Raw genomic sequence first — 24,110 nt, forward strand, 5'->3', positions numbered from 1 at the left:
GGGCGCCCCGGCGCTCGACAACAGTATGGAACGTACGCGTTTCTTCCGCCGACCGGTGGTCTGGATCATCCTGGTCATCCTCGGCGCCGTTGTGCTCAGTCAGCTGTTCACCAGTGGTCCCAGCTACCACCGCGTGGACACTTCCGTTGCGCTCGATCAACTGCACACCGCCAAGATCAACAAGGTGGTCTTCCAGGACAAGGAGCAGACGCTCCAGCTGGACCTGGCTCAGAAGACCAAGTTCGGCAAGACCGAGACCAACAAGATCGAGGCCCAGTTCCCGTACCAGGTCGGCGACGAGATCTGGAACGAGGTGCTGGACGCCAAGGCGAACAACCGGGTCACCGGCCCGGCCGACGCCAAGGTCTCGTCGGACAGCATCTGGGTGAGCCTGCTGGTCAACCTGCTGCCGATCGCGCTGCTCGTGCTCCTGCTGCTGTTCTTCATGTCGCAGATGCAGGGCGGCGGCTCCCGGGTGCTCAACTTCGGCAAGTCCAAGGCCAAGATGATCACCAAGGACACTCCGAAGACGACCTTCGCGGACGTCGCGGGTGCCGAGGAGGCCGTCGAAGAGCTGTACGAGATCAAGGACTTCCTGCAGAACCCGGCCAAGTACCAGGCCCTGGGCGCCAAGATCCCGAAGGGCGTGCTGCTGTTCGGCCCGCCCGGCACCGGCAAGACGCTGCTGGCCCGCGCGGTCGCCGGCGAGGCCGGAGTGCCCTTCTACTCCATCTCCGGCTCGGACTTCGTGGAGATGTTCGTCGGCGTCGGCGCCAGCCGGGTCCGTGACCTGTTCGAGCAGGCCAAGACGAACGCCCCGGCGATCGTCTTCGTCGACGAGATCGACGCCGTCGGCCGGCACCGTGGCGCCGGCATGGGCGGCGGCCACGACGAGCGCGAGCAGACGCTCAACCAGCTCCTCGTCGAGATGGACGGCTTCGACACCAAGGGCGGCGTCATCCTGATCGCCGCCACCAACCGGCCGGACATCCTCGACCCGGCGCTGCTGCGCCCGGGCCGGTTCGACCGGCAGATCCCGGTGGACGCCCCCGACATGGAGGGCCGCAAGGCCATCCTGCGGGTGCACGCCAAGGGCAAGCCGTTCACGCCCGACGTCGATCTCGACGCGGTGGCCCGTCGCACGCCTGGCTTCAGCGGCGCCGACCTGGCCAACGTGATCAACGAGTCGGCCCTGCTCACCGCTCGTAAGGAGCAGCGGGCGATCTCCAACGACTCGCTGGAAGAGTCGATCGACCGGGTGGTCGCCGGTCCGCAGCGGCGGACCCGGGTGATGAGCGACAACGAAAAGAAGATCACCGCGTACCACGAGGGTGGTCACGCGCTGGTCGCCTGGGCGCTGCCGCACGCCGCGCCGGTGCACAAGGTGACGATCCTGTCCCGTGGTCGCTCGCTGGGCCACACCCTGGTGCTCCCCACCGAAGACAAGTACACCCAGACCCGCGCCGAAATGATCGACACCCTGGCGTACGCGCTGGGCGGTCGCGCCGCCGAGGAACTGGTCTTCCACGAGCCGACCACCGGCGCCGGCAACGACATCGAGAAGGCCACCCAACTGGCCCGCGCGATGATCACCCAGTACGGCATGAGCTCCAAGCTCGGCGCGATCAAGTACGGCACCAGCGGGGACGAGCCGTTCCTCGGCCGCAACATGGGCCACGAGCGGGACTACTCGGACTCGGTGGCCGCCGAGATCGACGGCGAGATGCGGGCACTGGTCGAGCTGGCGCACGACGAGGCCTGGGAGATCCTGGTGGAATACCGGGACGTCCTGGACAACATCGTGCTCGAGCTGATGGAGAAGGAAACCCTCTCCACTGCCGACATGGCGCGGATCTGCTCCCGGGTGGTCAAGCGCCCGCCGCTGGCGCCGTACAACGGCTTCGGCAAGCGTCAGCCGTCCACCGAGCCGCCCGTGCTCACCCCTTCGGAGAAGGACAAGCTCAAGGCGCAGGCCCAAGCCGACGGCGCGCAGGCGTCGGTCGGCGGCGTCGCGCCGTCCAACAACTCGGACGGCACGCACTGAGCAACGACCCGACGGCCAGCTCCCCACACCGGGAGCTGGCCGTCTCCGCGACCGAACCCGACGGCGACGACGAGCTGGACTACGTGGCCGCGCGGCTGATCAGCGGCAAACTGACCGGCCGCCCCGTCGAGGACGCTGTCGACCTCGGCCGGATCGAGAAGGCCGTCCGCGAGATCCTGATCGCGGTCGGCGAGGACCCGGACCGCGACGGCCTCCAGCAGACCCCGGCCCGGGTCGCCCGGGCGTACGCCGAACTCTTCGCCGGCCTGCGGGTCGACCCGGCCCAGGTGCTCAGCACCACCTTCGAGGCCAACCACGAAGAGCTGGTCATCGTCCGGGACATCGACGTGATGAGCCTCTGTGAGCACCACCTGCTGCCCTTCCGGGGCAGCGCGCACATCGGCTACATCCCCGGCCCCGATGGGCGGATCACCGGCCTGTCCAAGCTGGCCCGCCTCGTCGAGGTCTTCGCCCGTCGGCCGCAGGTGCAGGAACGGCTCACCTCGCAGGTCGCCGACCTGCTGATGAGCAAACTCGCACCACGCGGCGTCGTCGTCGTGCTCGAATGCGAACACATGTGCATGGCGATGCGCGGCATCCAGAAATCCGGTGCCAAGACCATCACGTCGGCCGTACGCGGCATCCTGCAGTCGGACTCCAAGTCGCGGGCCGAAGCGATGGCGCTGATCATCCCGCGCTGACAACCCGCCGCACCACGGCCGGCCGACACCCACCCGGGACGGCCGGCCGTTGCGTTTTCCCCACCCGCCCGGCGTTGCTCCGGCCGGGCGGCTTACCGGCCCGGTAGGTCAGCCAGCGAGCAGCGCCAACAGCAGGCCGGCCGTGGCCAGCACCGCCGGCACCAGGCACACCAACGCGCCGAAACGCACCGTACGGTCCAGCCGCTCGCTGGGGCTGACCCGGAACAACCGGCCAATGCCGATCCAACCGGCGACGAACGCGACCGCCGGCATCGGCAGTCCGCAGATCAACGCCGCCACGGTGGCCGGTCCCACCCCCGTCGTTGCGAGAACCACGACCTGGATCAGCGGCACCAGCAGCGCGAACGGCCCGTACACCAGGAGGTTGCGGGCCCGCGCGGGCCAGGACCCCGGCCGAAATCGGCGGCGCGCCGCCAGCGCCGCGTCCGCCGCCTCGGCCCGACCACGCGCGGTCCGCAGCGCCGCCAAAACGGCCGCCGGGCCACCCGCCATCGACCGTGCCGCCTCGGTCAGCTCCGGCGGCGACGGCACCAGGGAGATCGCCGGTACGCCCAACTCGCGAAGCCGTTCCTGCTGACTCGCCAGCCCGGTACGGACCACGGTCAACTCCTCCCGGGCGGCCTCCGCCGACCGGGCCTGCTCACCGGCAGCGGCAGCCGCGCCCCGGCGTACCCCGTCCAACTGGCGGGCGGCCGCAAGATAATCCGTCCAGGCCGTGCTGGGCTCGACCGCCCGCGGCGTGGCGTCCCCGGTCGTCGCAGCTGCCCGCTGCCGCCCCGGCCCGGTCACCGTCGCGATCGGATCCACCTCGACACCCTCCACGTGCGCCACCCGATCAGCCGGCCTCGTCGGCGAACGGCACCAAAACGGTGCCCCGCTCGTCCGGACCGTCCCAGAGCACCGCCCGGTCGGGGCGCACCTGCCACTCGACCGGCCGACCGAAGACCGCTGTGAGCTGCGCGACCGGCACGTCCAGCACGGCCACCGCCGCGAGCTTGTCGACCTCGCCCGCCGGCTCGAACAACGCGGCGAACGGCGGCACCGCACGCCACCAGCCCAGCAGATGCCGGCCCGCCGGCGGCCCGTCCCGTAGGAGCGACCGCAGCCGGTCCACCGGTAGCTCCCGAGGCCCCGGCCGGTCCAGCCCGAAGACCACCAGATACGTCGGTAGGTCGTCGGCCGCGTCCGCGAGCAGCGTCGGCAGATCCACCAACTCGGCCGCATGCCGGGTCGCCAAATCCGCCGTCAACGCCTCCGCCAAAGCCCGCGCGCCCGGATCCGGCACCGCCACCAGGAAGCGGGCACTGCCCGGTGCGTGGTGAGCCGACGTGCTGCGCGCCGCCGTCGCCAACAGCCCGCCCGCCGCGGCGCCCGACCCCAGCACCGCGAGGTTGCGCCCGGCCGCCGGACCCAGCGGCACAGCGACCGTCGAGCGGGCCACGTCCACCGCCCGGCCCAACAGGGCGGCCGGTCCGTGTGCCTGCCCCGCCAGGGCCGCCCGGTGCCGCGGATCGTTGCCCAGCAGCGGCCGGGCGTAACCCGCGAAGACCACCGGCGGCACCGACCCGACCGGACGCGCCGCCCACAACTCGTGGCGCAGCTCTTCCACGACCTCCGGATGATCCTGCGGATCCGGGTGACGGATCAACCGTTCGTGACCACGGATCGCACCCCGTGGGCCGCCGAGCCCGCCGGCAGTGTTCACCACCGCGCTGCCCACCGGTAGACCGGCCGCCGAGTCGTTCGTCGGCTCCAACACAGGACTCCCGCCCGGCAGCGCCACCCGTACCGGAAATTGCCCGAGCACCGAATCCCGATGACCAGCATCCGCGCGCGCACTCAACCCCAACTCGCCCGCACCCGCCAACACCAGGTGCACGCCGTACGCCCGACCCGCCCGCGCCAGCCCGTCCAACTGGGCTGCCACCTCGGCGGCCAGCCGATCCCGCTCGGCGAAGAGCAGCGGCACATTGTCCACCACACAGACGATCCGGGGCAGCGGCTGGTGCTGACGCAGCTCCGCGAAGCGTTGCCCCCCGGCCCGAGCGCCCGCCTCCGTGCGGCGCTGGACCTCGGCCGTCAACTCGTCCAGCAGATCCCGGACGTACTCCCGGTCGGCGGCCATCGCTGCCGCGCGCACCTGCGGAACCCACGACCGGTCCCGCTCGGTCTGCAAGAACTCCACGAAGGACTCGCCGTCGCCGAGATCCGCCAGGTAGAACGCCAGGTCATCAGGGCCGTACCGGGCGGCCAGGCCGAGCAGCGCGGTGGTCAGGAACGCCGCCCGGCCCGCAGCGGACCGGCCACTCACCAGCCAGTGCGGGGTCAACTCGGTGAAGCCCAGCGGCACCGATCGGCCCCCGGCATCGCCGACGGTAGTGGTCAGCCCGTCGGCCGAATCCGATTCCCACAGTCGCTCACCCGTCGGCGGCAGCAGAGCACCCAACGCCAACCGGGAACCCGCCTCCACCTGCTCGGCGAGCCGCCGACAGACCGCGTCGACCAACTCGGCCGGCGGGTCCGACTCGACGAAGACCGGTGAGTTCAAACCGCCCGGTGGATCAGCGCCCGGGCCGGCGAACGACGCCCCCGGCGGATCGCCGAGCAGCGCGTACGCGTTCCGCAACGCCAGCGAAGTGGTGTGCGGCAGGGGCGCCCGGGCCGAGTACGGGCCGGCGGGCGGCCAACCCGCCACCACCAGGTGCAACCCAGCGGCCGGCCCCTGCTCGGCCAACGTCTCGATGCGCGCCAGATCGGACGGGCCGGTCGACTCCGGTAGCGCCGCCACCACCAGCAACAGCGTCCGATCGTGACGGCGCCGCCCACTCGCCCCCGGCGTCACCCACTGCTCCGCCTCGGTCAGCACCGCGCGCAGACCCGCCACGTCCACCGCCGGCGGCGGCAACAGGCCGGCATCCGCGAGCGCCCCGAACGGCGTCAGCACAGCTCCGGTGGCATCCACCGCGCGAATCAGCAGGGCACCCGCCGGTGCCGCACCCAACAACCGCAGAAGTACGGCCCGGAGCAACCCCGCCACCCGCGGCTCCCTCGCGTCAGCGTCCACGCTGAGGTGACCGGTGCCGACAAGTGGCACCAGAGCGGGGAAACGAGCGTCGTCCAACGGTGCCGCGGTACCGACCCGAACGAACGGCGGCGGACCATCACCCGCCGGCGAGTCCACTGTGAGCGAGTCCAGTGCCGCGCCCGACCAACCCGGCGCCAGCACAGCCGCGGCCGTCCGTAACCGGTCGGCCACCTCGTACTGGCGGCGCTGATCGGCCGGAGCAGGCCGCGTCTCGTCCAGGATCCCGGCAGCCGCGGTCGCGACGGCCGCCGCCCGACGGTGCAGGGCTGCGGCGCGGTTCGTGCGAGCCTTCGGACCGGCCACCGCGTCCACCCCCTCTACCCGAGGTTGGCAACCCCTCCCCAAGCAGAGACGGTATCCCAGCCGACGGCCCTCCTCCGGGAGGTGGCTCGGCGCTGCGCCGGTGTTGTCGTGGATCTCACCGGTGGGGAGGGGTCCGTCACGATCCGCTGGATCTGAGGCATTGGCTCCGGAGCGTCCAGCCGATAACTTCAGGAGGTGGAATCAGTGCAGCCCCCCGCCGGTTCCCAGGTCTCCCGCGTACCGGCCCAGCGGACACCCTCCGAGCAGCTGCCGCCCGCCCCGGTAACGCCGGCACCGCAGCCGCCACGCCGTCGGATGCGAACGGTGCTCACTGTCGTCGCTGGCGTGCTCGCCCTGCTCTGCCTCGGCGGGGTCGCCACCGCCCTGGTTTGGTACAACCGCGCCTCAACACCCGACCGCAGCACGCCAGACGTGGTGGTGGACAACTATCTGCGCGCGTTCCTCGTGGATCGCAATGACGTAAGAGCAGACCTCTTCACCTGCGAGAGTCCGGCCGACATGCAAGCCGTTCGAGATCTCAGAGTCGAAATTGAGCAGCGCGAGTCGAAGTTCAACGTAGCCGTGCGAGTCAGTTGGGGCCAACTGACTCGCACGCCATCGAGTGAGGGAGAAACGGTCGAAACCACGCTGACCATTTCTGGGTCGGCCGAGGGCGTTGTCCGAAGCAGCCGCCGTGAGGACTGGACGTTCTCTGTCGTCGAGGGTGACGATGGGTGGCGAATTTGTGGCGGAACGCCGGCTAGCTAACGTCACTCAATCCATAGGAGGTGAACCGGGACCTCCAGCGTGGTGGGTGACTGGCCGCGCCAGGCCCAGCGGTACCACTCCACCTCGGGTGTGACTCGCACGCAGATGTCGCCTTCGGCGCCCGAGTAGGTTTCGGTGACCGCTCGAAGGTCGCGGTGCTCCAGGCCGCCCTCGACGTGCACCACCCGCCGACCGGTGACCGCGTCCGCTTCGAAGACCGGTGTAGGGGTCCGGTGTGCCGGTCCGTCCAGCGAAACCAACCGGATGCCGTTGTCCCGGGCGTCGTCAACTTCCGGACGGCTGCCGACGGTCTCCACCCAGACCCGCTCCACCGGCACCAGCGGCGCGAACACCTCGACCTGGTCGGCTTCGGCCCGGTACCACTCGTGCTCGGGGATCACCGGAACGTAGGTCCGGGCGCTCTGCACCACCCGGTCGTCCGCGCGCAGGTCCCCGCGCCAACCCATCCCGGGTAGCCCGACCAGCACCCGTCGACCGCGTAGCTCGACCCGCTCGGTCGCGGGGACGATCGCCAGCGGTCTCGGCGGTTGCGGTGCCCAGTCCGGCTGGTCGGCGAACGGGTCGGGTAACGGTCCGGTCATACCCGTGGTGGCCTCACTCAGCGGCGCGCAGCGGGGCACCCCGCTCGCGCATGAACGGGACCGGGTTCACCGCGCCGGAGGCGTTGCGGTTATTCTGCAGGTGAACCTCGAAATGCAGGTGCGGGCCGGAGGAGTTACCACTGCTGCCGACCTTGCCGATCACCTGACCGGCCGTCACGATCTGATTCTTCTTGACGAAGGGCTGAACCACCATGTGGCAGTACCGGGTGATGTAGCCACCGGCGTGCAGCAGGTCGACGAACCAGCCGCAGCCTCCCTTGCCGGGGAATCCGTCCACGTTGCAGTCCTGCCGGAGGCGGCGGTCCTCGTCGCAGGTCGAAACCAACACTCGACCGGTCGCTGCCGCGCGAATCTCGGTGCCCTTTGCCGCACCGATGTCGACTCCGTTGTGGCTGGGCCGGCTGGCGGTGCGGAAACCGGAGCCGACTCCGCCAGGGATGGGTGCGGTCCAACCGGAGGCAGCGATCTGGCCGCGCTCGGCCGCGTTGCACACCGCCTTGCCGTTGATCTCGACAGTGCGGGCCGCGCCGCCGGCCAGCGCGTCCACGATCCGGCTGGCTATTTCTTCGTGCTTGGCGTACGCGTCCGGGTATGCGCTGACCTGGACTCGCTGCGCGACCACGGTCAGCGGTCGTTGTTGCCAGCTCCCCACCTTGACGAGCTTCTCGTAGAACTTGCGGGCCGCGTACGCGGGGTTCAACCGCTCGGCGACACTGCCCCAACCCGGCCGCTGCTGGAACAGGCCCAGCGAGTCGTGGTCCGCGCCAACGCCCTCGTGCGGCAGGGCCAGGGACTCGGCTACGCCGCTGTTCGCCAGGTTGCGTAGGGCGGACTCCTGCATAGCTGTGGCGAGGGCAACCACCCAACCTCGCGAAGGTACGCCCATGTCCTGGCCGACCTTGATGATGATCGCGGCATTGCGGACCTGGCTGTCGCCGTACTGGGCGAATCGCGGCAGCTTGCCCGCGATGTTGACCGCTCGGCCCGGCCCGCACTCCATGCCCGCCATGGTGTCGCCGTTCTCGGCGTCGTCGCCTCCGAGCCCGGTGAGGAAGAACGCAGCGGTGCCGCCGGTGCAGCAGAGCAGAAGCAACATCCCGGTGAGCACCGCGGCGACCACACCGAGCCGGAGGGGACCGCGGCGGATTTTGGCGCTACCAGCGTCGCTCACGGCCGCTCCCAGTCCAGAACGTCGACCAGCCAACCATCGTCGGAGGTGACCAGCTCCAACCGGAGCCCGCCGGCATCAAGGGGGAGTAGCAACTCGACGAACGTTTCGGTCCGCTCCCGCATGGTTGGAGGACCAGCGACCTTCTCGGCCGGCACGCTCTCGGGCTCGGCACCGGTCAACTTCTCCCTCAACCCCGGTGTGGAGAGTGGCCGCAGACCAGCCTGCCACTCTTCGGTGGTCATCCCGGGACGGCCCAGCCAGGCCTTGGCGAAGCGGTCGGCGGTCTGTTCGGGCGTGCGGGCGCCGGGCGACGTCACTGGTGACGGCGGAGCCGCGCTGTTGAGCAGACCGTCGTCGCCAGCCGTCGGGTCCACGGTGATGATCGGCCCATCCGGACGGCTACTCAACCCATCGGCTGAGTCGCCCGGGTTGGAGATCAGCCTGGCCGCCCCGAGCACACCGACGACCACCACCCCGATCACGAGCGCAACGCCCAGTCGGGATCGCAGCGCCCGGGTGAAGAGGAATTCCAACGCCCGTCGCATGACCGTCACCTCGCCTCTGAGCGCACCCGAGGTCCGGTGCGATCCGGTACACGCTCGGTGGAGCCCGGGCGGTAGACAACGAACGACGGATTCTCAGCCGGAACGTCCGGCTCGGTCCAGGTCGCTGGCTGTCGGCGTCGGGGCTGCGGGGCGGTCTTGCGGCTCCGACCCCTGCCCTCCTCGGCCGGGGCCTCTTCGGGCCGCTCTCGACCGTCGGGGCGTACCGCGTCCGCGCGCCGGCCGTCGGCCACTGCGTTCGGCACCGGGGCCGGGTCCTCCCGCCGCGCCTCGGGACGTAGCCGGGTCTGGGTTGCATCGGGCGACAGTCGACGTCCGCCCACCGGCTCGGCGGTGCCGCCCGGCTCGGCTACGTCCAGGCGAGCGGCGGTCCGCATGTCGCGGAAGAACCGGCGATGCCAGGACCCGGCCGAACCGACCGCTTCGCTGCTGTCCTTGCCACCGAGTTGCGTGATCCGCCGGTACGGCCGCAGCAGCAGCCATCCGACCACCCCGCAGAGCCAGACCAGCACCACCTGAAGCCAACCCGGCAGGGCAGGGGTACTCATGATCAGGTCGACGGCGAACAGGTAGATGGCGGCGCCAGTGCCGAAGATGGCGATGTTGAACACCGCAGCCACCACGGCGTTCGCCAACCGTCGCAGGCCGGCGCTGGCCGGCCTGAGCAGGCCGATGGTGCCCAGGATGGGTGCCGCGATCACCGCCCATCGGAAGATCAGGAAACCCAGCAGGACCAGCACTGACGCGGTCAGGTCGAACATCGCGAAGAGCACGGCCGCGAGCACGGCGATAAAACCGGAGCCGATTCGGTCCATATCGCGGGTGCCCGTCAGGAACTCGTACGCCTCCGGGTCCTCGCTCTTGATCTGCCCCGCGACAGTCATCCACTGCTGCTGCTTGGCCTCGATCGTCGCTGGCCGGGTGGCCGGGTTGGCCCGCAGCTTCTCGGCCTCCTCCCAGGAGAACGCCTTGGCGTCGTACAGGGCAGGGCCATACTTTCGGGCGGTCTCGCTATCCGCCGAGCCGAGAACTCCACGCAGCCAATTGCGATAGAGCATCGCCTCGGTCGCAGTGTCGCTGGCTCGTACGGCCGGCGGCCGGTTGTCCTTGCAGGCCTTGGGATCTGGATCGTCGCACTCTTCCGGCGGGGTGTCCTTTGACGCCGGGCCTATGGCGTCGTGTACGACGCCGAGTGAGGTGATCAGAGTGCCGTCGGCGATGTTCGCCGACTTGACCGGCCAGGCTGCCAGCGCGGTGACTGCCACCATCACCAGTAGGGCCCAGCCTGCCGTCGTCATCGCATTGCTCATGTCCGACTGGCGGGAGCGCCAGAGCAGGTAGAGACCCACCACGCAGAGCGTGACGATTCCGAAGACGCTGAATACTTTCTCGTATACGCCTTTGGTGGCTTTCTCCACCAGTGGGTCGGCCCAACTCCACATCGAGCGGGGATCCCAGGCTCGCTCCCGCAGGGCGTTCGAGGCACCCACGACCGCCGTGGCGATCATGAGCTCACCGTTGGCGACGGTGGTAGTGAACTTGTAGTCCGGATGGAGGACGGTGGATGCGCATCCGCCCTCCACGTTGTAGGTGTTGAAGCTGTAACCGCCGTAGCCGTAGTCGCTGTAGATGCCCTTTGGCCCGGGCAGCTTGGACGAGTCCGGACGGGAGGCGAACCAGCCAGCCAGGCCCGAATCCGGAGCGGAAGGCACAGGTGGCTTGAGGCAATCGATTTCGGCCTTGCTGACCTGCTTCAGCTTCGCCACGCAGGCGCGGAAGTCGGCCTGCCATTCGGCGGTCGTGCAGAGGTCGGCGCGGGCCTGGGCGGCGGGCGGTGCGGCGGCTGCGGCCTCCGCGCCGATCAGCGGCCAGGTGAGGGTGGCCCCGGCCAGCACGCCAAGGGCGAGCAGGAACGACGCAGTCCTTGCCCAGGCCCTAGCCATGTCACGCCTCCAGATCCGGCAGGGGGATGCTCGGCAGGACTCCGGCCGCCGCGGCGATCGCGGCGGGCGTCGTGTCGAGGTGGTCCAACAGCCCTTCGACGTACGAGACGTCGACTCGGACCTTCTGCACCCGGCCGTCGACGTCGCGCATTACGAACTCGCGGAAGCCGAGCCGGCTGGACGAGCTTGTGTCGGCGGCGGAGAGCGAGGCCAGGGTGGCCTCGTACCCGTCGTTGACCGGCACCCGCAGCAGCCGTAGCGCCTCGGAGGCGATTTCGGCGTCCTCGGCGATGCGGCCGACGAAGACTGTGGAGACGAGGTTCTGCACGTCGAGGCCGAGGATGTCTTTGGGGTTCTGGGAGGCGACCAGCGCGGCCAGGTTCCACTTGCGGGAGTCGCGGGCGAGTCGGACCAGGAAGGAGCGCCCGGACCGCCAACCTTCCATGAAGTGCGCCTCGTCGAGGCCGACGAGTTTGCGGGACGACATCGAGCCGCCGTAGCAGCGCCGGACGGCGAGCCGGTGCGCGGTGTGCAGCATTGGCAGGGCCAGCGCTTCCTCGGCTGACCAGTACTCGCGTTCGATCTTGAGGTCGGGCAGCCGTAGCCCGGCCATGGTGATCACGGTGAGTGCCGCGTCGGCACCGAGGAGCCCTTCCGGCGGTCGGCCGAAGAAGAGCATAGCCAGTGGCATCTCGGCGGTGTCCAGCAGGAGGTTGGCCAGCTCCTTGCCGGCGTCGTCGTCGAGCCGCCCGAGGCAGCTCACCACGTCGTCAAGGGTGGAGGTCTCCTCGGCGGGGACCTGGCGGACGGCGTGCCGGAAGAGGGTTGCGGTCGACGCCTCCCTGGCCACCTGCGGCGGGACGAGCATCATGCAGATGTCCTGGACCAGCATCCGCCGTTCGGCCCGAGCGTTGGAGACCGCGATCTCGAACTCCCGGTCACCGGCGGCCCCGACGCCGAACTCGGAGCGCAGCGGCGTCGGGATGAGCGAGTAGGGCGCCAGGGTGCCGTGCTCCGAGCCGGTCAGGTTCAACACCCGGGAGTACGGCCGCAGCTCGGGCATCGCGCAGAGGCGGGCCAGCGGGCCGGACGGGTCGAGCAGGGTCACCTGGACACCTCGGCGGGCGGCCAGGTAGCCCAGGGCGCCGAGCAGTGTGGACTTGCCACCGCCCGGTTCGGCGACGAAGACCGCGAGCCCGGAGCGTTCCCGGACCTCCATGGGGAAGTGCAGGTCGAGGAAGACGGGGCGGCGGCAGGTGCCGGCGGTTCGGCCGATCAGGTCGCCCCGCCGGTCGCCCACGTTGGAGGCGGCCTGGGGGAGCGCGGCGGCGAGCAACGGCACCGGCATGCGGCGCACGTAGCCGGTGTTGGCGATCGGCTCACCGGGGATGAACTCGCGGGCCAGCCAGTCCTGGTTCTTCGGGTGCTGCAGGGAGATGCGCAGCTCCCGGGAGTAGAGCTGAATGAGCCGGCGGGCCCGTTCCAGGCATTCCTCCCTGGTCCGGCCGCCGACCGCGATCCGGTGCCAGCCGTGGGCACGGGCCGAGTCGACCGGCAGGCCGGTGGTCATCTCGTCGCCGATCACCAGGGCGCGCTTGGCCAGTCGCTCCAGCTCCGGGGGCGCGTCGATGCCGTGTTCGGCGTAGTCGAGCTGTTGCGATCGGATCATCCGCAGCCGGTGTTCCAGATTACGGAAGGAGTCGCCGGAGCCGAGGATGTCGACGCGGGTGGAGATTTCCATCGGCCAGGGCAGCCGCTCGTGGAAGTGCAGCCAGGGCTCGTGTCGTTCCGGGATCTCCAGCGGCTCCATCCGGCCGACAGCGAGCACTGCCACGTGCCGCTCCTCGCCGGTCATCCGGTTGACCAGCTTGACCGTCGAGCCGTACGGGGTGCGGTAGCGCTCGACCTGCTCGGTCATGGCGAGCAGGTCGCCGCGCTCCCAGCGCCCGTCGGTGACGGGGGACAGGGTGCTCGGCGGCGACATGCACAGCGCCACCGAGCGGTAGAGCAGCCATTCCAGCTCCTGGGCGGTGACCCGCCGGCCGCGCATGCCGAATGCCCCGAGCACCTCGTCGAACTGTTCCACGGTGCGGCCCAGCTTGCGGCGTTCCCCATCGGCGGTGCCCCTGCCGAAGGTGCGCAGCAGCCGCTCGGTGAGCGAGTCGCCGAGGGAGCGCCGGGCGAAGGTGACACCCAGGTAGGTCTGGCCCTCGGCGTGGTTGACAGCCATCAGGTGGCGTTGGGCAGCGACCAGGTGGTCGGCCCAGCCGGTGGTGCCGGGGACGTCGGGCAGCGGCGCGGAGGTGTGCGTGTCGATCGTGCGCGCCCACTCGTCGGCGGGGAACGGCCGGGTGGTGCGGCGCAGGTGCAGTCGGAAGCCGGCCAGGCCGGCGTACTGCTCGGAGATCGCCGACAGCAGCGCCTCGCGTTCGGCGTCCGGCCGGAACGCCCAGCGGACCTCGGGCAGCCAATACCACGCGGTGACGGTGTTGGGCGTGAAGGTCAGGTGACCGGCGATCTCGGTGATGGCCAGCTCGACAGACGGATCCCGATCCCCAAATTTGATCTTCGGAGCACGAACCCGGGTCGGCTTGATCGGTCGGTCCGGTCGGCTCGCCGTGCGCTGTCGCGGTGCGGCGACCTCCTTGCCGGTGGCCGCGGTGCCGGTGCTCCGGGGTCGATCCGAGTCGGTGACCCGGCGTGCCGTGCTTTCGAGAGCTGGGCGATCCGCAGCGGTGATCATGGCCGACTGATCCGGCGGCGCGGTGGACCGGCTGGCGGCGGCCGTCGGCCGGGACGCCTGAGCCGCCGGTCGGGCCGTCGCTGCGGGGCGGCCGCCCTGCGCGGTGCTGGCGGGTTGGCGGACGGGGCCGGTGGTCGCCGACGCTGACCCGCCGTCGGTGGGCGGGCCGGGCTCGTCCGGCGGACGCAGCATCGGCCGTCGATCGCCGGCCTGATGCGGCACCCGGGACTCGCTGGCCGGGTGGCCGCCGCCGTGTCGTGGCTCGACGGGTCGGCCACCATTGCCGGGCGGGTCGGCAGGCGTCCAGGGTGGTTCGAGCTCAGGAACCGCCCGGGCTGGTGCCGGGCTGGCGGTGGGTGGCGGCTGATGCGGGATCGCCTGCTGCTCGCGGGTGCTCGGGCCGGCGGTGACGGCTCGTGGCGAGGCGGGTCGCCCCCCGCCGCCGAAGAGGTCCAGGAAAGGGGAGTCGATGTCGGCGTTCTCGCCGGCCGACACGGCGGTGGGCTCGGCCTGTGGCGTCCGGCGGGGAATCGGCCGGGGTGCCTGGAACACGCCGACGGCGCCGTGGCCGGGTGACGTCACCAGCGCGGGGTCGAGGGCAACCTCGTCCTCGTCCTCGGTGTAGTCGAATGAGTGCGCACGGTGACCAACCGGTGCGCCCGGGCGGCCGGCCGGGGAGCCCGGCGTGGAGGAGCGGCTCATGCGATCGCCTCGGCGACTGTCGGCAGACCCATGCCCGCGTCCTGCGACGGACCGTTCGACGTACGTCCGGTCATGCCAGCTCCTCCCGAATCCTGATCCGGCTGCCGACCAGGCGCGGATCGCGCTGCTCGACCGCCGGCTCCCGGGTGCGTCGCCAGTCGGTCAGCGCGGTGCGGATGACCACCCGCGCCGGCCGATCGGGGTCGACGTGCCGGAAGATGAACGACGTGGTCACGATGGCGAGCGCGATCTCCCAGGCGGGGAAGAGCTCGACCGTCAACGTGAACAGCCAGTGGATGAACATGTAGAGGGGGACCAGCAGCATGAAGAGCCCGTACTGGGCGTAGGGCAGGTGGACCGGAAGGGTGTAACCGGGCGGCCCGAGGTAGACCAGGCGGGCCCGGTAGATGTCGTCGTCGGTGCGCAGCCGCATCTGGTGAACGCGCCTATTCGAAGATCAGGTCGATCAGGTAATCGCCGACGAAGAAGAGTGTTGCCGCGCCCGCGATGAAGGCGAGCCCGACGATGGCGATCGCGGAGCTGGTCAGCACCTTGGAGATCTCACCTCGGCTGGCGCGGCCGATGAAGATGACGCCCAGGACGGCGAGCAGGATCGGCGCGATCTTGCTGGCGAAGAAGGTGACGACACTGTTGGTGTCGATCCCCTTCGGTGCCGGCTCCGCGAGTGGAGCCGACGCCAGGGTGGAGAGCGCGTGGGCGACGCCGGACGACGCCGTCTCCATGAGCTCGAAGGCGATCACTGGAACCTCCCCATAGCGCGGCCGGCGGTGCCGCGGCGGTGCAATAGGCAAGCCTGGCGGGAAAAGTGCTCCACAGGGCATGGCGTTCTTGACCCTGTGTTCGTTACTCACCACGGAGGGTGGCGAGGTTTGGGCGGTTTTCCCCCGCTTCGGCCCTCCCTCCAAGCTTCGCCATCTCGATGCTGGCCAATTCCAAAGCGTACGGGCCGCCCCGGATTGCGACAAGCCGCGAAGGGGCTGCCCGATACTGCCCAGATGACCGATCGTACACCTGTTCTAATCGGCACGTCAGGGGCAGTGGTGCGGGGCCTACCCGGGTCGCTGGGCGCCGCTGCCGCGACCGGTACCGTCTAGTCGTGACCGATCTGGTGCGGGCTTCGGGCCCGGTGGTGATGGGCGTCCTCAACGTCACACCGGACTCCTTCTCCGACGGCGGACGGTACGCCGACCTGGACGCCGCCGTCGGACACGGCGTCCGTCTACGCGACGCCGGTGCGCACCTGGTCGACATCGGTGGCGAGTCGACCCGTCCGGGCGCCGAGCGGATCGACGCCGCGACCGAGACCGAGCGGGTGTTGCCGGTCATCCGCGAGCTGACCGCCGCCGGTGTGGCGGTCAGCGTCGACACCACCCGCGCGCGGGTGGCGGAGGCCGCTCTGGTCGCCGGAGCGGCGGTGGTCAACGACGTCTCCGGTGGCCTGGCCGATCCGGACATGGCCCGGGTGGTCCGCGACGCGCACTGCCCCTGGGTGCTGATGCACTGGCGTGGACACTCCCGAGGCATGCGCGAGCTGGCCACCTACACCGACGTGGTGGCCGACGTCCGGGCCGAGTTGGCCCAACGGATCGACACGGCGCTGGCCGCCGGGGTGGCCGCCGACCGCCTCATCGTCGACCCCGGGCTCGGCTTCGCCAAGACGGCCGCACACAACTGGGAGCTCAGCGCCCGCCTGCCGGAGTTGCTGGATCTCGGCTACCCGCTGCTCTTCGGGGCAAGCCGCAAGTCGTACCTCGGTGGGTTGCTCGCCGCCGCGGACGGCACGCCGCGACCGACCGCCCAGCGGGAGGCGGCCACAGTGGCCACCAGCGTGCTCGCGGTCGCCGCGGGCGCCTGGGGTGTACGCGTGCACGACGTCCGGGCCACCGCCGACGCGCTCGCCGTCTGGGCGGCGACCGGCAGCCCTCGCCTGGCCGTGCCGCCGCACGACAGGAAGCGAACGCACGACGATCACGAGCATGGGGTACGGCGATGACGACGGACCGGATCCACCTGACCGGCCTGCGGGCGCGCGGCCGGCACGGCGTGTACGACTTCGAGCGCGTCCAGGGGCAGGACTTCGTGGTCGACGCCGTCCTGGAGCTGGACCTCGGCCCGGCCGCCGCCAGCGACGACGTCACCGCCACAGTGCACTACGGTGAGCTGGCCGAACGCCTGGTCGCTGTGGTGACCGGCGAGCCGGTCAACCTGATCGAGACCCTGGCGGACCGGCTCCTCGCGGTCTGCCTGGCCGACGAGCGGGTCGACGCCGCGACGATCACGGTGCACAAGCCGGAGGCTCCGGTACCGCACACCTTCACCGACGTGGCCGTCACCATGACCCGGACGCGTACCCGATGACCCGGGCGGTTCTCTCGCTCGGCAGCAACCTGGGCGACCGCCTGGAGCACCTGCGGACGGCCGTCGCCACCCTCGGCGACGCGGTGCTCGTGCTCTCCGGGGTGTACGAGACTCCACCGTGGGGCGACACCGATCAGCCCGCGTACCTCAATGCGGTGGTGCTCGTGCAGGACGAGAGCGCGACCCCGCGCGACTGGCTGGAGCGGGCCCGCGACGCGGAGCGCGCGGCCGGACGGGCCCGTGACCCGCAGCGGCGGTTCGGGCCGCGCACCCTCGACGTGGACGTGATCGCGGTCTGGGGCGACGACGACGAGCCGGTGCTCAGCGACGAGGAGGAGCTGACCCTGCCGCACCCCCGGGCGCACCTGCGCGCCTTCGTGCTGCGTCCGTGGATCGACATCCAGCCCTACGGTCGGCTGCCCGGTCACGGCTGGCTGACCGACCTGCTGACCACCGGCCCCGCGGCGGACGAGGCGTTGGAACTGCGTCCCCGGCCGGAGTTGGCGTTAGAGTCGACGGCATGACCGAGCGGAACCGGCCGGCATGACGCAGGCGAAGCCCCCACCCCGCGGGTCGGGCCCGGACGGGTCGCGGATGGGCCCCACCCGGATCTCGACACTGGTCGTGGCCGGCCTGGCTGCGGCGGCGGTGGCCTGGCTGCTGATCAGCACCCTCTACTACAGCGGCATTCCCCGGCTGCCCTGGCTGCCGGTGGTGACGCTGGCGGGGCTCGCCGTGCTGGAGGCGTACGCCGCGATCAACACCCGGGGCCGGATCGAGCGCAAGCCGGGTCGGGAGCCGGTCAATCCGCTGTTGGTCGCCCGCTTCGTGGTGCTGGCCAAGGCGTCGGCACTGGCCGCCGCGATCTTCGCGGGCTTCTACGCGGGGCTCACCGGCTGGCTCTTCGTGGAGACCACCCGCGCAGCCCTGGACGATCGACCGGCCGCCGGCGGAGGCCTGCTCGCCTCGCTGGCACTGGTCGGCGCCGCGCTCTGGTTGGAGCACTCCTGCCGGGTGCCGGAACGCCCGGACGACGAGAGCGAGCAGGACCCTCGGGAGAGCCGCCCCGGCCAGCGCTGAGCAGGGGGTTACGCCCGGCTGTGGGCGCGGGTACGGTGCCTGCGATCGGAGAGCAAGGGCCACCCAGGGTCCGTCCGTGCGCCGGACTGGGGACGGTCGGCCACTGGGGAGGCGGCGTCATGGGGTACGAAGAAGCGGGCCGGGACCGGTCGGCCGAACCCTCGTCGGGGGTGCCGGCCGCCGTCCTGGACAACGTCTTCGACGATCCCACCCACGGTGAGCCCGGCCGGGATCGGATCGGCGTACACCTGGGGTGGGAGCTGCTGCTGCTGGCCGGGCTGGCCGCGGTGAGCTGGCTGCTCTGGCGGGAGGATCCGGCCGCGGTACGTGACGGCAACCTGCGCACGCTGCTGATCAACGCGGTCGGGCTGGGGTTGCTCGCCCTGGCCGCCGGGCTGAGCCTGCGCACGGCCGCGCCGAACCTGGCCGTCGGCCCGATCGCGGTAGCGGCCGCCCTGCACTACGCGGAGCAGGGTGACCGGGGCCTGCCGGCGTCGCTCGGCCCGGCCGTGGCGGTCGCCGCGGTGGGCGGGCTGGCGCTGGCGCTGGCGGTGGTGGTGCTGCACGTACCGGGCTGGGCCGCCAGCCTGGCCGGCGCCGCCGCCGTTGTGGTGTACATCGAACGCCGATCGGCGCCCGTGCTGGTGCAGGGCGACTACGACCCCACCCGCAGCGCCGGTTACCTCTTCGCCGGCTTCGCCGCGGTGGCCGTCCTGGGTGGGCTGTTCGGCGCGATCCGGGCGGTCCGCCGGCTCGCCGGCCGGTACCGACCGATCGCCGACCCGGCCCGTCGGCGTGGCACGGTGGCCGCCGTGGTGACCGCCGTCGCGTTGGTCGTCTCCACGGTGCTGGCGGCCCTGGCCGGCATCCTGCTCGCCGCCAACGACCCCGGGCCGGTGGCGCCCACCTCGGGGCTGGACTGGACGGTGCTGGCCATGGGCGTGGCCCTGCTCGCCGGCACCAGCGCCTACGGCCGCCGGGGCGGTGTGTTCGGCACGCTGCTGGCGGTCGGCCTCGTCACGGTCTTCCAGGTGTACGCGCCGGAGCGCGGCTGGACGCTGAGCAACTGGATGATCGGCGGGGCAGCGCTCGGCGTCGGGTTGCTGGTCACCCGGCTGGTCGAGACGCTCGGGCGGCCCCGACCGGGCGGCCCCGACCGGCCCGAGCCGGTCAGCGACGGCACGATCAGCTCGGGCTGGACCACGCCGCAGCCGCAGTCCGTCGACAACTGGCCTCCCACGCTGCCGACCCAGGCCGCGCCGCAACCGATCGACCCGTGGCGGGATCCGCGGTGGGAGGACGGCCCACGACGGTGGGACACCGACGAGCGGTGAGCCGCGTCGCGTCCGCCGAGCCGGAGCTGATCTCGACCGTTAGGCTCGGCGACATGACCGACTCACCTGCCGCCACCCCGGGCGGAACCTCGTTCGAGGAGCTTGACGCGCTGTCCACCGAGGAACTGCGGGAGCGGGCGTTCGCCCGGGCCCGGGAGCGTCGGGACGTGTCCTTCTTCTGGTCGGTGCTGCGCCACCTGCCGAACGCGGACGAGGCCACGGTGCTGGACGGCGCCCCGAACTCGATCGGCCCGACGATCGACGAGGCCAACGCGCTGTGGCGGGAGCTGACCGGTCACGGCTACGAGGAGTCGGCGCCGCTGCTGCGGGCCGCCTTCATCGACTACCTGATGAAGCACTGAGCCGCTCGGGGCAGCCCAGGCCCGCTCGAGCCACCGGTTCGGGGCCTGGGCGGATCGCGTCTCTCATGCACCGTTCCGGCCCGGTCAGCCGCTACGGCACGGCCGCCGGCACCGGCGCGCTCGCCGTGTTGCTGCTGGTTGGCATCTGCGGCAGTCCGGCGTACACCGGCTGGGCCGTCACCCTGACCGACCCGGAGTCGGCCGGGGCGTTCTACGCGCGCCTGCTCGCCTGGCCGGCCTGGCGGCTCGACGCGGACGGGCAGGCCGGCGGGTTGTTCGCCGCCGACCTGCGAGCCGTGCTGCTGGTGGTCCTCGCGGTGGCGCTGCTCTACCTGTTGCCCGCCGCCCAGGTCGCCCGGGTGCCCGGCCCGGTCAGCCAGTTCTTCTCCGGCTGGGCCGCGTACGTGCTGGCTGGCGGGCTGGCCGCCGTGTTGGCGGCGCTGCTCGGCCCGGCACCGTCACTGCTGGGGGCCCTGCAGGACGCCAGCACCGGTGCCGGTTACGGCTTCCTCACCGGGTGGATCATCGGCATCGCCAGCCTCGGCGGTCGCGCCTGACCCGACCGAGGCGAGGGTTAGCGCGGCGGTCGTGTCTGCCTCGGCCAGCGGGTCAGTTGGTCGGGCGGCCGAGGTCGAGGAGGCGCTGTCGGCTGAGCGCGCCCACCGGCCGGCCGGCGTCGGTCACGAGGAGCCGGTCCCGGCCCGAGGTGAGCAGGACCGCCAACGCGTCGTACGCCGAGCCGTCCACGGCGACGGTGGGCAGGTCCGGTTCGGCGTCCTCGGGCACCGGCTCCAGCGCCTCCCGGTCGAGCGGGGTGACCGCCAATCGGCGGATGCCCCGGTCGGCGCCGACGAACTCGCGTACGAACGCGGTGGCGGGTGCGCCGAGCAGCGCGGCAGGGGTGTCGTACTGCTCCAGGTGCCCGCCCTCGGAGAGGACCGCGATCCGGTCACCGAGTCGGACGGCCTCGTCGAGGTCGTGGGTGACCAGCACGATCGTCTTGCGCACCTCGGCCTGGAGGCGCAGGAACTCCTCCTGGAGGTGGGCCCGGACGATCGGGTCGACGGCCGAGAACGGCTCGTCCATCAACAGCACCACCGGGTCGGCGGCGAGTGCGCGGGCCACCCCGACCCGCTGCCGCTGGCCACCCGACAGCTCGTGCGGGTAGCGACCGCCGAACTCCGCCGGGTCCAGCCCGACCAGGTCGAGCAGCTCGTCGACGCGCGCTCGGGTCTGGCCCTTGGGCCAGCGGAGCAGGCCCGGCACAGTGGCCACGTTGGCCCGCACGGTTTGGTGTGGAAAGAGGCCGACGTTCTGAATCACGTATCCGATTCGACGGCGCAGTCGCACCGGGTCGACGTTCGTGACGTCCTCGTCGCCGAGCGTGATGCGACCGGCGGTCGGTTCGATCAGGCGATTGATCATCCGCAGCACTGTCGACTTGCCGCAACCGGACGGGCCGATCAGCACCACCAGCTCGCCGGCCCGGACCTCCAGGCTGAGGTCCCGGACGGCTTCGGTGCCGTTCGGGTAGCGCTTCTGGATGCCCTCCAGGGAGATCGACGCCGCGCGAGGGGATTGGGCCACGCCGGCAGCCTCCGGGGTAACGTCCACGTATGTCCTTCCGCCTGAGCTACCGGGCCGACCCGGGTAACCCCTGGTTCTCCTGGCAGTACGTGCGGGACAACTCTGACACGATCCTCGCCGCGGTGCGCGAACACGCCTCCCTCACCGGGCGAGCGGTGTTGATCGCGGTGCTGATCGCCCTGCCGTTGTCGGTGCTGGCGTACTGGGTCCGTCCGCTCGCCGGTCCGATCCTCGCTGTCAGTGGGGTGGTCTACACCATCCCGTCGTTGGCGCTCTTCGCGTTCATCGCCCCCTACCTGGGCACCGGGGCGACCACGGTGCTGGTCGGGCTGGTCCTCTACGCGCTGCTGCTGATCGTGCGCAACGTGGTGGCCGGCCTCAACCAGGTGCCTCCGGAGGTTCGCGAGGCCGCCGAGGGCATGGGTTACGGACGGTGGAGGCGTCTGTTCCGGATCGACCTGCCGCTGGCGTTGCCGGGCATCGTCACCGGCGTGCGGCTGGCGACCGTCTCGACTGTGGCGTTGGTCACGGTCGGGGTGCTGGTGGGGCACGGCGGGCTCGGGCAGTTGATCTTCGCGGGCTTCCAGAACAACCTCTACAAGGCCGAGATCATGACGGCCGCCCTGCTCTGCGTGGCGCTCGCTGTCGTGCTCGACCTGTTGCTCATCCTGGTCGCCCGACTGGTGACTCCCTGGTCCACTCGGAGGGCACGGTGACCGTCGCGGAAAACCCGATCGGGCAGACCATCACCTGGATCAACGACCCACTGAACTGGACCAACCCCGGCGGCATGCTGGACCGGCTCGGCGAGCACCTGACGATCTCCGCCCTGGCGGTGGCGCTCGGCTGCCTGGTGGCCTGGCCGCTCGGGCTCTGGTTGGGGCACCTCGGTCGAGGTGGCGGCCTCGTGGTGCTGATCTCCAACGCCACCCTGGCCATCCCCACCCTGGCGCTGCTGACCATCCTCCCGGTCGTCTTCGCCAGCGGCTTCGGGAAGACACCGGTAGTGGTGGCACTGGCTGTCTTCGCCGTGCCACCGCTGCTGGCCAACGCGTACACCGGGGTGCGGCAGGTGGACCCCGAGGCCCGCGACGCGGCCCGGGGGATGGGCCTGTCCGGCGGGCAGTTGCTGCGCCGGGTGGAGTTGCCGCTCGCGGTGCCCTACCTGGCGGCCGGCTTCCGCACCGCGGCGGTCCAGGTGATCGCGACCGCGGCGCTGGCCTCCTTCGTCAACGGCGGCGGCCTGGGCCAGATCATCCGGACCGGCTTCGGCATCGGTATCGCGGCCGGCGGCGGGCAGATCGTCGCCGGCGGCGTGCTGGTGGCCGGGCTCGCGCTGCTGGCCGAGGTGGTCCTCGGCGGCGTCGAACGGCTGGTCACCCCCAAGCCGCTGCGGCGCGGGCGGCAGCGCCTCGGGCGGCCCCGAGCCGCCGACGCCACCGGAAGCGCCTGACCCGTCCGGGTGAGCCCGCGTCGCGCTGGCAACCCACGCCCGTCAAATCGGTGACGATGGGGTGACGAAGTCCATCCCAAGTTGTCGGTCGGTTCCGGACCATGTTGGGTGGACATTCGCGGGCGGCCGACAGTCAGGATCGCCCGTCGGACACGCGGCCGGCCCGGAACGGGCCGCGCCGGGACACGGAAGGCGGGCACATGCGCGCACGTACACGTCTGGCGATCGGGGCGGTCAGCGCCATCGCCGGGGCAGCACTCCTCACCGGCTGCGGTGACGCCGGCTCGTCCGGCACCGATGCACCCCAGACGAGCGCCTCCGGCGCCGGGTGCGCCCCGGTCGCCGGCCAGCAGCTCATCGCTCTGCAGGACGACAAGAAGCTCCAGAACTCCGACAACGTCATACCCGCTGTCAACAGCAAGGCGGCCAATCCGCAGCTGATCGCCGCACTGGACAAGGTCTCCGCCGCGCTCGACACCCCGAAGCTGATCCAGCTCAACAAGGCTGTCAACGAGGACCGCAAGACTCCCAAGGTGGCGGCCGAGGAGTTCGCCAGCGCGAACAACCTCACCGCGGGCATCGCCAAGGGCCCGGGCGGCGACATCACTGTGGGCGCCGGTAACTTCGCCGAGAGCCAGATCCTGGGCGAGCTGTACCGGATCGCGCTCAGCGCCGCCGGCTACCAGGTCAAGGTGCAGCAGATCGGCAACCGGGAGCTCTACGCGCCGGCTCTGGAGAAGGGCGAGATCCAGGTCGTCCCGGAGTACGCGGCGACAATGGCCGAGTTCCTCAACACCAAGGCCAACGGCCAGAACGCCCAGCCGATCTCCTCGCCGGACGTCAACACGACGGTGACCGCGCTGAAGGCCGAGGGCGACAAGGCCGGCCTCACCTTCGGCACCCCGGCCGCCGCACAGGACCAGAACGCCTTCGCGGTGACCCAGGCCTTCGCCGACAAGTACGGCGTGCGGACCCTCTCCGAGCTGGCCGCGAAGTGCTCCGGCAGCGCGACGGTGCTGGGTGGCCCGCCGGAGTGCGAGCAGCGTCCGTTCTGCAAGCCGGGCCTGGAGAAGACCTACGGGCTGTCGGTCGGCAAGTTTTCCTCCCTGGACCAGGGCGGGCCGCTGACCAAGAGCGGGCTGCGTGACGGCTCGATCAGCGTGGGTCTGATCTTCTCCTCGGATGGCGCCTTCGCCACCAGCTGAGCCCGTTCCGCACGTGCTGAGGACGCCCCCGCCCCCGACCGGG

General features: G+C 71.2%; 23 protein-coding genes. 13 read left to right on the forward strand and 10 right to left on the reverse strand.

Features of this window, described 5'->3' with window-relative positions:
• Positions 1–25 precede the first annotated feature (25 nt).
• A complete protein-coding gene (gene ftsH, locus OG992_RS22690) occupies positions 26–2,044 on the forward strand; it encodes an ATP-dependent zinc metalloprotease FtsH (RefSeq protein WP_266304249.1) in 2,019 nt (672 codons plus the stop codon).
• A 35-nt stretch (positions 2,045–2,079) separates the two neighbouring features.
• Positions 2,080–2,745: a GTP cyclohydrolase I FolE gene (gene folE / locus OG992_RS22695; RefSeq protein ID WP_091403265.1), complete on the forward strand. Its 666-nt coding sequence runs from the start codon at positions 2,080–2,082 to the stop codon at positions 2,743–2,745.
• Positions 2,746–2,853: 108 nt separating this feature from the next.
• Here the strand turns inward: folE and OG992_RS22700 are convergent, their stop codons facing one another.
• Positions 2,854–3,564: a hypothetical protein gene (locus tag OG992_RS22700; RefSeq protein WP_238687062.1), complete on the reverse strand. Its 711-nt coding sequence runs from the start codon at positions 3,562–3,564 to the stop codon at positions 2,854–2,856.
• Positions 3,565–3,601: 37 nt separating this feature from the next.
• Positions 3,602–6,163: an FtsK/SpoIIIE domain-containing protein gene (locus OG992_RS22705; RefSeq protein WP_266304250.1), complete on the reverse strand. Its 2,562-nt coding sequence runs from the start codon at positions 6,161–6,163 to the stop codon at positions 3,602–3,604.
• A gap of 195 nt (positions 6,164–6,358) precedes the next feature.
• Between OG992_RS22705 and OG992_RS22710 the strand changes: the two genes are divergently transcribed.
• Positions 6,359–6,922 (forward strand): hypothetical protein, encoded by a 564-nt coding sequence (locus OG992_RS22710; RefSeq protein ID WP_266305255.1) that lies wholly within the window; start codon positions 6,359–6,361, stop codon positions 6,920–6,922.
• 2 nt (positions 6,923–6,924) lie between these two features.
• Here the strand turns inward: OG992_RS22710 and OG992_RS22715 are convergent, their stop codons facing one another.
• The 7 genes from OG992_RS22715 to OG992_RS22745 form a co-directional block, all read right to left on the reverse strand.
• Positions 6,925–7,524, reverse strand: a complete 600-nt coding sequence (locus OG992_RS22715) for a hypothetical protein (RefSeq protein ID WP_238687040.1) — start codon at positions 7,522–7,524, stop codon at positions 6,925–6,927.
• 13 nt (positions 7,525–7,537) lie between these two features.
• Positions 7,538–8,641 (reverse strand): M23 family metallopeptidase, encoded by a 1,104-nt coding sequence (locus OG992_RS22720; RefSeq protein ID WP_266305256.1) that lies wholly within the window; start codon positions 8,639–8,641, stop codon positions 7,538–7,540.
• Between the two features lie 71 nt (positions 8,642–8,712).
• Positions 8,713–9,270: a hypothetical protein gene (locus OG992_RS22725; RefSeq protein WP_266304251.1), complete on the reverse strand. Its 558-nt coding sequence runs from the start codon at positions 9,268–9,270 to the stop codon at positions 8,713–8,715.
• Complete coding sequence (locus OG992_RS22730) at positions 9,267–11,222, reverse strand: MFS transporter (protein ID WP_266304252.1); 1,956 nt, start codon at positions 11,220–11,222, stop codon at positions 9,267–9,269. The genes OG992_RS22725 and OG992_RS22730 overlap by 4 nt, the downstream gene beginning before the upstream one ends.
• A 1-nt stretch (position 11,223) precedes the next feature.
• Positions 11,224–14,667, reverse strand: coding sequence for an ATP-binding protein (locus tag OG992_RS22735; RefSeq protein ID WP_266304253.1), 3,444 nt, complete (start codon positions 14,665–14,667; stop codon positions 11,224–11,226).
• Between the two features lie 70 nt (positions 14,668–14,737).
• Positions 14,738–15,100 (reverse strand): hypothetical protein, encoded by a 363-nt coding sequence (locus tag OG992_RS22740; RefSeq protein WP_053654782.1) that lies wholly within the window; start codon positions 15,098–15,100, stop codon positions 14,738–14,740.
• Between the two features lie 13 nt (positions 15,101–15,113).
• Complete coding sequence (locus OG992_RS22745) at positions 15,114–15,428, reverse strand: hypothetical protein (RefSeq protein WP_030327982.1); 315 nt, start codon at positions 15,426–15,428, stop codon at positions 15,114–15,116.
• A 356-nt stretch (positions 15,429–15,784) separates the two neighbouring features.
• On the opposite strand from OG992_RS22745, the gene folP reads away from it, so the two are divergent.
• The 7 genes from folP to OG992_RS22780 all read left to right on the forward strand — a co-directional run bounded on the left by folP (position 15,785) and on the right by OG992_RS22780 (position 20,379).
• The gene (gene folP, locus OG992_RS22750; RefSeq protein ID WP_238687035.1) at positions 15,785–16,681 is read left to right on the forward strand and encodes a dihydropteroate synthase; all 897 of its coding nucleotides are present in this window, start codon (positions 15,785–15,787) and stop codon (positions 16,679–16,681) included.
• The gene (gene folB / locus OG992_RS22755) at positions 16,678–17,046 is read left to right on the forward strand and encodes a dihydroneopterin aldolase (RefSeq protein WP_238687034.1); all 369 of its coding nucleotides are present in this window, start codon (positions 16,678–16,680) and stop codon (positions 17,044–17,046) included. Before folP ends, folB begins: the two co-directional genes overlap by 4 nt.
• Positions 17,043–17,570, forward strand: a complete 528-nt coding sequence (gene folK, locus OG992_RS22760) for a 2-amino-4-hydroxy-6-hydroxymethyldihydropteridine diphosphokinase (RefSeq protein WP_238687033.1) — start codon at positions 17,043–17,045, stop codon at positions 17,568–17,570. Before folB ends, folK begins: the two co-directional genes overlap by 4 nt.
• Positions 17,571–17,589: 19 nt before the next feature.
• Complete coding sequence (locus tag OG992_RS22765) at positions 17,590–18,126, forward strand: DUF3180 domain-containing protein (protein WP_238687032.1); 537 nt, start codon at positions 17,590–17,592, stop codon at positions 18,124–18,126.
• Positions 18,127–18,245: 119 nt separating this feature from the next.
• Entirely contained in the window at positions 18,246–19,460 is a 1,215-nt protein-coding gene (locus OG992_RS22770) for an ABC transporter permease (RefSeq protein WP_238687031.1), read from the forward strand.
• Positions 19,461–19,513: 53 nt separating this feature from the next.
• Positions 19,514–19,822, forward strand: coding sequence for a hypothetical protein (locus OG992_RS22775; RefSeq protein WP_238687030.1), 309 nt, complete (start codon positions 19,514–19,516; stop codon positions 19,820–19,822).
• Between the two features lie 65 nt (positions 19,823–19,887).
• Complete coding sequence (locus OG992_RS22780) at positions 19,888–20,379, forward strand: hypothetical protein (RefSeq protein ID WP_238687029.1); 492 nt, start codon at positions 19,888–19,890, stop codon at positions 20,377–20,379.
• A gap of 52 nt (positions 20,380–20,431) precedes the next feature.
• Here the strand turns inward: OG992_RS22780 and OG992_RS22785 are convergent, their stop codons facing one another.
• Positions 20,432–21,409, reverse strand: coding sequence for an ABC transporter ATP-binding protein (locus OG992_RS22785; RefSeq protein WP_266304254.1), 978 nt, complete (start codon positions 21,407–21,409; stop codon positions 20,432–20,434).
• A gap of 29 nt (positions 21,410–21,438) precedes the next feature.
• Between OG992_RS22785 and OG992_RS22790 the strand changes: the two genes are divergently transcribed.
• The 3 genes from OG992_RS22790 to OG992_RS22800 all read left to right on the forward strand — a co-directional run bounded on the left by OG992_RS22790 (position 21,439) and on the right by OG992_RS22800 (position 24,067).
• Positions 21,439–22,125, forward strand: coding sequence for an ABC transporter permease (locus tag OG992_RS22790; protein WP_091403225.1), 687 nt, complete (start codon positions 21,439–21,441; stop codon positions 22,123–22,125).
• The gene (locus OG992_RS22795; protein ID WP_266304255.1) at positions 22,122–22,862 is read left to right on the forward strand and encodes an ABC transporter permease; all 741 of its coding nucleotides are present in this window, start codon (positions 22,122–22,124) and stop codon (positions 22,860–22,862) included. The genes OG992_RS22790 and OG992_RS22795 overlap by 4 nt, the downstream gene beginning before the upstream one ends.
• A 200-nt stretch (positions 22,863–23,062) precedes the next feature.
• Positions 23,063–24,067, forward strand: coding sequence for a glycine betaine ABC transporter substrate-binding protein (locus OG992_RS22800; RefSeq protein ID WP_266304256.1), 1,005 nt, complete (start codon positions 23,063–23,065; stop codon positions 24,065–24,067).
• Positions 24,068–24,110: the final 43 nt, after the last annotated feature.

Origin of the sequence: Micromonospora sp. NBC_00362 (genome assembly GCF_026342155.1) — a bacterium.
In the GTDB taxonomy this organism is placed as follows: Bacteria; Actinomycetota; Actinomycetes; order Mycobacteriales; family Micromonosporaceae; genus Micromonospora; species Micromonospora hortensis.

What these genes read in the sequence shown, in the direction of transcription:
- ftsH (WP_266304249.1), top strand. Translation starts at nt 26, where the DNA reads ATGGAACGTACGCGTTTCTTCCGCCGACCGGTGGTCTGGATCATCCTG.
- OG992_RS22715 (WP_238687040.1), bottom strand. Translation starts at nt 7,524, where the DNA reads ATGACCGGACCGTTACCCGACCCGTTCGCCGACCAGCCGGACTGGGCA.
- OG992_RS22720 (WP_266305256.1), bottom strand. Translation starts at nt 8,641, where the DNA reads ATGTTGCTTCTGCTCTGCTGCACCGGCGGCACCGCTGCGTTCTTCCTC.
- OG992_RS22730 (WP_266304252.1), bottom strand. Translation starts at nt 11,222, where the DNA reads ATGGCTAGGGCCTGGGCAAGGACTGCGTCGTTCCTGCTCGCCCTTGGC.
- OG992_RS22735 (WP_266304253.1), bottom strand. Translation starts at nt 14,667, where the DNA reads ATGAGCCGCTCCTCCACGCCGGGCTCCCCGGCCGGCCGCCCGGGCGCA.
- OG992_RS22740 (WP_053654782.1), bottom strand. Translation starts at nt 15,100, where the DNA reads ATGCGGCTGCGCACCGACGACGACATCTACCGGGCCCGCCTGGTCTAC.
- folB (WP_238687034.1), top strand. Translation starts at nt 16,678, where the DNA reads ATGACGACGGACCGGATCCACCTGACCGGCCTGCGGGCGCGCGGCCGG.
- folK (WP_238687033.1), top strand. Translation starts at nt 17,043, where the DNA reads ATGACCCGGGCGGTTCTCTCGCTCGGCAGCAACCTGGGCGACCGCCTG.
- OG992_RS22765 (WP_238687032.1), top strand. Translation starts at nt 17,590, where the DNA reads ATGACGCAGGCGAAGCCCCCACCCCGCGGGTCGGGCCCGGACGGGTCG.
- OG992_RS22770 (WP_238687031.1), top strand. Translation starts at nt 18,246, where the DNA reads ATGGGGTACGAAGAAGCGGGCCGGGACCGGTCGGCCGAACCCTCGTCG.
- OG992_RS22775 (WP_238687030.1), top strand. Translation starts at nt 19,514, where the DNA reads ATGACCGACTCACCTGCCGCCACCCCGGGCGGAACCTCGTTCGAGGAG.
- OG992_RS22780 (WP_238687029.1), top strand. Translation starts at nt 19,888, where the DNA reads ATGCACCGTTCCGGCCCGGTCAGCCGCTACGGCACGGCCGCCGGCACC.
- OG992_RS22790 (WP_091403225.1), top strand. Translation starts at nt 21,439, where the DNA reads ATGTCCTTCCGCCTGAGCTACCGGGCCGACCCGGGTAACCCCTGGTTC.
- OG992_RS22800 (WP_266304256.1), top strand. Translation starts at nt 23,063, where the DNA reads ATGCGCGCACGTACACGTCTGGCGATCGGGGCGGTCAGCGCCATCGCC.